Here is a 5,754-nt window from a genome sequence, read left to right as displayed (position 1 = left end):
GGGGGGCCCCCCCCCCACCCCGGCGGCCCGCCCCCCGCGTCGTTTCCAGCGACCGCGGAATCCCGGTGCCCGATGGCGTGTTCCAGTGGGTAGCCACCACCGCCCCGAGGACCGCCATGCCCACACCCTCGCTCCCCGTGCTCGACCTCTCGCTCGCCGAAGATCCCGCCACGGCCGAAGAATTCCGCCGGGCGCTGCGCGAAGTCACCCACGACTTCGGCTTCTTCTACCTCGTCGGCCACGGCATCGACGAGGCCCTGCAGGCGCGGCTCGTCGACGTCGCCCGCAGGTTCTTCGCCCTGCCCGAGGACGAGAAGCTGGCGATCGAGAACCTGGCGAGCCCGCACTTCCGCGGCTACACCCGGCTCGGCGGCGAGCTGACCGAGGGCGCACAGGACTGGCGCGAACAGATCGACGTCGGACCCGAACGCCCCGCGCTCGCGCACATCGACCCCGCCGCCCCCTGGGGAATCCTCGAGGGCCCCAACCTGTGGCCGGAGTCGCTGCCCGAACTCCGCGCCGTGCTCACGGAGTGGAACGAGACCCTCGACCAGGTCGGACTGCGGTTGCTGAGGCAGTGGGCACTGTCCCTCGGGCAGGACGAGAGGGTCTTCGACGCCGCATTCGCGGACGACCCCGCGACACTGATCAAGGTGGTGCGGTATCCCGGCCGCGGCAGCGGCGGGCAGGGGGTCGGGGGACACAAGGACGCCGGGGTCCTGACCCTGTTGTTCGTCGAGCCCGGCAAGGGCGGTTTGCAGGTCGAACACGACGGGGAGTGGATCGACGCACCGCCGGTCGAGGGCGCACTGATCGTCAACATCGGCGAACTGCTCGAGGTCGCCACCGCCGGGTACCTCAAGGCGACCGTGCACCGGGTGACGTCACCGGCCGACGGGACCGATCGGATCTCGGTCCCCTTCTTCTTCAATCCCGCACTGTCCGAGACGATTCCACAGCTCACGCTGCCGCCCGACCTGGCCGCGCGGGCCCGCGGGGTGACCGCCGACGCCGACAACCCCATCCACGACACCTACGGCGCGAACGCCCTCAAGAGCCGCCTGCGCGCACATCCCGACGTCGCCGCGATCCACCACCCGGACCTGGTCGCCGGCCGTTGAGGCTACCCGCCCGGAAGCGGGATGACCACGCCCGGAAGGATTTCCACGCTTCGCGGCGGGGGAGGCGGCGGAACCACCGGCACGACCGGAGCTACCGGAGCGGGTGCGACCGGCGACTCCGGCGGCGCTGCGGGCGCGGCCGGGGCCACCGCCGCCCCGGTACCGGCGCCGGTGCCGGTACCGCTGCCACCGCCCGAGGCCGACGCGGAGACGCCAGTGCTGCCGCCGGAATACATCGGGACACCCGCCTGACCGCCGATCGGCTTGGGCCACGGGAACGACTCCCAGTCGGAGCCCTCGAGCGCGCCGTCCATCGTGTCCTTCCAGATGTCCGACGGCAGACCCGACCCGTAAACCGGTCCGCCCCAACTGTTCACCAGCGGCTGCGACTGCTCGGTGCCCACCCAGACGGCGGTGGACAGCGAGGGCGTGTACCCCACCATCCAGGCATCCTTGTTCGCACCGGTGTCACCGAGTTGCGCGGTACCGGTCTTCGCCGCGGACGGACGCCCGCCGGCCAACGCGTGCCCGCGCGAGTACGCCGCGATCGGCATCATCGCCTGCGTGACGTTGTCCGCGACCGCCGGATCGATCCGCTGCTCACCCGGATCCGGCGCCCGGTCCAGCAGCACCCGGCCGTCCGCGGTGACCACCCGCTGCACGAAGTGCGGCGCCCGGTACACCCCCGACGCGGCGAGCGTGGCGTATGCGGAGGCCATGTCGATCACCCGGGTCTGGTACTGGCCCAACACGATTCCGTCCTCGGGCGGACCGCCGTCCTGACTCAGGCTCTCGCCCACCACGCCGGGGATCTGCAGCGGGATGCCGGCCTTGTGCGCGACGTCCGCGATCTTCTGCGGGCCGTTCTCGAGCGACCTCGTCATCCGGTAGAAGCTGGTGTTCAGGGACCGCTTGAGCGCCTCGGCGATGGTGCAGGTGCCGCAGGACTCGCCCTCGACGTTGGTGATGGTCACGTTCCCGACCGTCAGCGGGGCGCTGTTGAACATCGTCTGCAGGCCCTGCCCGTCCTCGAGCAGCGCGGCCAGACCGAAGACCTTGAACGACGAGCCGGTCTGCAACGGTGCCTGCGCATAGTCGAACCCGGCGCCGTCCGCCCCGCCGTAGTACACCCGGACACCCCCGGTGTGGGGGTCGATCGACACCACCGCCGTGCGCAGGTCGGGCGGTTCGCCGTCGAGGGTGGTTCGCACTCCGTCGAGCGCCGCCGCCTGAGCCTTCGCATCGATCGTGGTGGTGATCTGCAGCCCCTCGGTGTTCAGTTCCTGCTCGCTGATGCCCGACGCGGCCAGCTCCTTGAGCACCTGCGTGCGGATCAGCCCCTCGGGACCGTGCGCGGCATTGGCGTCCACGAGCTGAGCCAACGGCACCACCGCCGGGAAGGTCTCGGCAGCCCGGTCCGAGGCGCTGAGTGCACCCATCGCCACCATGCCGTCGAGCACGTAGTTCCACCGCGCCTCGGCCGCGGAGCGGTTCGTCTCCGGGTCGAGCAGGGTGGGGCTCTGGATCACCGAGGCCAGCACCGCGCCCTCGGCGACCGTCAGCTCGCCCACCGGTTTGCCGAAGTACGCCTTCGAGGCGGCCGCGATGCCGTACGCGCCGCGGCCGAAGTAGATGGTGTTGAGATACGCGGCCAGGATGTCGTCCTTGGACCACTGCCGGGCCATCTTCGACGAGATCACCAGCTCGCGCATCTTGCGCACGACGTTGCGGTCGGCACCGACCAGGGTGTTCTTCACGTACTGCTGGGTGATGGTCGAGCCACCACCGGCACTGTCCTTGCCGAGCAGGTTGTCGCGCGCCGCGCGGGCGAACCCGGACAGCGAGAAGCCGGGATTCGAGTAGAAGTTGCGATCTTCGGCGGAGAGCACCGCCTGCTGCACGTGCCGGGGAATCTCCTCCAGCTTCACCTCGGTCCGATTGCCCTCGGGCGGAACGACTTTGGTGATGGTCGAACCGTCATCGGCGAAGATCGTCGCGACCTGGTTGGTCCGCATGTCGGACGGTCGCGGTACCTGTGCCCGCCAGTACCCGACCGCGAACACCGCGGCCGGCACCACGACCAGCAGGGCTACCACGGCGACCGCGGTCCACAGCAGCTTGCGCCGCTTTCGCCGCGGCGGCTTGCCCGGCGGCTCCCCGCCCGCGTCGGGTCCGTCCCCCGGCGGCGGCGGCGGGTCACCCCCCGACGTCGGCGGCGGCTCCCCGCCCGACAGCGCACCAGCGCCGCCCGGGTCGTCCGGGGGCGTGGATGGTTCCGAGGTCGCGTCGGAAGGGGAGCTCACATGCAATCTCCTGATCGGTCAGAAGAAGAAATGTCTCTCTCGCATCCTCACACACGACCCGGCGCGGAGCGTCGCCCGAAACGCCGAAGGTTCACCGCGCCTTCCGCCACGCCCGGATCGACAGCGCGAGCGCCGCCGCGCAGCCGAGCAGGACCAGCGAGGGGGTCACGCCCGGGTTCCCGCGCACGATTCCCACCGCCGCGGCGAGGAAGGACACGGCGGTGAAGAAGCCGAGCAGCCCGATCAGCATCTCGAGCTGCTGGCGCCGCCGCGCCCGGTTCACCGGCCGTCCACGCTCACGACTTGACGCCGCCCGCGGTCAGGCCCGACACGATCCGGCGCTGGAACAGCAGCACCATGATCACCAGCGGGATGGTCACGATGGTGCCCGCGGCCATGATCGCCGCGTACGGCTGCTCCCACGAGTTCGCGCCCGCGAACCGCGCGATCGCCACCGTCACCGGCTCGGTCCGCTCGGTCGACAGCAGGCTGGCGAGCATGTACTCGTTCCAGGTCGCGATGAAAGCCAGGATGGCGGTGGTGAACAGCGCCGGCGCGGCCAGCGGCATGATCACCAGCCGGAACGCCTGGCCCCGCGAGGCGCCGTCGATTCGGGCGGCCTCCTCGAGCTCCCACGGCAGGTCCGCCAGGAACGAGGTGAGGGTGTAGATGGTCAGCGGCAGCACGAACGAGATGTTCGGGATGATCAGCGCCTGGTACTGGCCGATCCAGCCGAGGTTGCCGAACAGCTGGAACAACGGCGTCGCCAGCGCGATGGTCGGGAACATGGAGGCGCCGAGGATGACGCCGGTGACGACGAACTTGCCGCGGAAGTCGATGCGCGCCAACGCGTAGGCGGTGAACACACCGAGCAGCAGGCCGACGGCGGTGGTGACCGCGCCGATGATGAGGCTGTTGACGATCGCGCCGAGGAAGTCGTTGCCCTTGTCGGTCGACAGCGCCGCGCGGAAGTTGTCGAGCGTCAGGTACGTCGGCCACGGCGTGGTGTCGAAGGTGTGGTCGGCATTGCGGAACGCGGTGACGACCATCCAGTAGAACGGGGCCAGGCCCCACACCAGGATGAAGATGACGCCGATGTAGTTGCGGATCGCCGGGCCGACGTTGCGGCGCTGCGCGCGCCCGGCCGGGGCCGCCGCCGGGGGAGCGGTCTCCTCCATCACGGACACGGTCGGGAACACCACCGTCTCGAGTAGGTCGTTGCGGCGGTAGTCGATCGGGCTGGGAGTTGATCCCGGGTGCACGCCGGCGGCGGTGTCGTGGTTCACGTCGTCGATCTCGTCGGGCTTGCGGTGCCGTCCCATCAGTGATCGCCCCCCTTGCGCTGCTCGTCCTGAGTGCGCACCGCGTTGGCGCCGAGGAATTTCACCATGATGTAGGCCACCGCGAAGATCATCAGGAAGATCAGCGTCGACAGGGCCGACGCGCTCTGGATCTGGTCCTGGCGGATGCCCGCGACCGCCAGGATGGACACCGTCGTGGTCGGTGTGGCGCCGCTGGTGCCCGCCAGGATCGCGGGCAGGTCGTACATGCGCAGCACGTCGAGGGTGCGGAAGAGTACCGCGACCATCAGCGCCGGCTTGACCAACGGCAGGGTGATCGACTTGAAGCGCTGCCAGGCGCTGGCGCCGTCGACGCGGGCCGCCTCGTAGATGTCCTGCGGAATCATCTGCAGACCGGCGAGGATCAGCAACGCCATGAACGGCGTCGTCTTCCACACGTCCGCGATGATGACCGCGAACCGCGACGCCCACGGGTCGGTGGTCCATGCGATCGAGGTGCCGAGCACCCGGTTCGCGATGCCGTTCTCGGCGAAGATGAAGAACCACAGCTTCGCGGTCACCGCGGTCGGGATCGCCCACGGGATCAGCACGCTCGCCCGCAGGAACGAGCGACCGACGAAGCTGCGGCTCATGACGGTCGCCATCCACAACCCGAGGAGCACCTCGATGGACACGGTGACGACCGCGAAGAAGAAGGTGATGCCGACGGCCGGCCAGAAGTCCGCGCCGAGGGTGCCGGGCGGACAGGTTCCGGCGCCCGACCCGCAGTTGCCGGTCAACCACATCAGGTAGTGGTCGAACCCGGCGAACCCGCCCTGCACGAAGCGGCCGGTGACCGGGTCGACACCCTTGTCGCGCTGGAACGACAGGTACACCGCACGGAGCACCGGGTAGACGATGACGATCGCCAGGATCACCATCGTGGGGGCGATCAGCCACACAGCCCGGAAATCGCGCTTCCGCTTGGGCGGCGGCGGGCCGTCCGGCGTCGGGGGGTCCTCGACGAGGACGTCGCGGCCGGAGTCGATC

General features: G+C 70.0%; 5 protein-coding genes. 1 reads left to right on the top strand and 4 read right to left on the bottom strand.

Annotation, left to right across the window (positions count from 1 at the left end; all coding sequences use genetic code 11):
* Positions 1-116 precede the first annotated feature (116 nt).
* Positions 117-1,121 carry an isopenicillin N synthase family dioxygenase gene (locus tag ACFXGJ_RS23855; RefSeq protein WP_378625734.1) on the top strand — a complete coding sequence of 335 codons (1,005 nt, stop codon included), beginning with the start codon at positions 117-119 and terminating at the stop codon, positions 1,119-1,121.
* A gap of 2 nt (positions 1,122-1,123) precedes the next feature.
* On the opposite strand, the gene ACFXGJ_RS23850 is transcribed toward ACFXGJ_RS23855, so the two are convergent.
* The 4 genes from ACFXGJ_RS23850 to ACFXGJ_RS23835 all read right to left on the bottom strand — a co-directional run bounded on the left by ACFXGJ_RS23850 (position 1,124) and on the right by ACFXGJ_RS23835 (position 5,753).
* Entirely contained in the window at positions 1,124-3,430 is a 2,307-nt protein-coding gene (locus tag ACFXGJ_RS23850; protein WP_378625733.1) for a transglycosylase domain-containing protein, read from the bottom strand.
* Between the two features lie 85 nt (positions 3,431-3,515).
* The gene (locus ACFXGJ_RS23845) at positions 3,516-3,707 is read right to left on the bottom strand and encodes a hypothetical protein (protein ID WP_378625732.1); all 192 of its coding nucleotides are present in this window, start codon (positions 3,705-3,707) and stop codon (positions 3,516-3,518) included.
* 13 nt (positions 3,708-3,720) lie between these two features.
* Positions 3,721-4,602: a carbohydrate ABC transporter permease gene (locus ACFXGJ_RS23840; protein ID WP_378625735.1), complete on the bottom strand. Its 882-nt coding sequence runs from the start codon at positions 4,600-4,602 to the stop codon at positions 3,721-3,723.
* 143 nt (positions 4,603-4,745) lie between these two features.
* Entirely contained in the window at positions 4,746-5,753 is a 1,008-nt protein-coding gene (locus ACFXGJ_RS23835; protein ID WP_378625731.1) for a carbohydrate ABC transporter permease, read from the bottom strand.
* Between the last annotated feature and the right edge of the window lies 1 nt (position 5,754).

Source organism: Rhodococcus sp. NPDC059234 (genome assembly GCF_042754225.1).
In the GTDB taxonomy this organism is placed as follows: domain Bacteria; phylum Actinomycetota; class Actinomycetes; order Mycobacteriales; family Mycobacteriaceae; genus Rhodococcus_G.
Note: the sequence above shows the minus strand (reverse complement) of the source record. Positions and strands in the feature narration are given on the sequence as shown.

Excerpts from the sequence above, each read along its gene's own strand:
- ACFXGJ_RS23855 (WP_378625734.1), top strand. The coding sequence starts at position 117 with ATGCCCACACCCTCGCTCCCCGTGCTCGACCTCTCGCTCGCCGAAGAT.
- ACFXGJ_RS23840 (WP_378625735.1), bottom strand. The coding sequence starts at position 4,602 with ATGGAGGAGACCGCTCCCCCGGCGGCGGCCCCGGCCGGGCGCGCGCAG.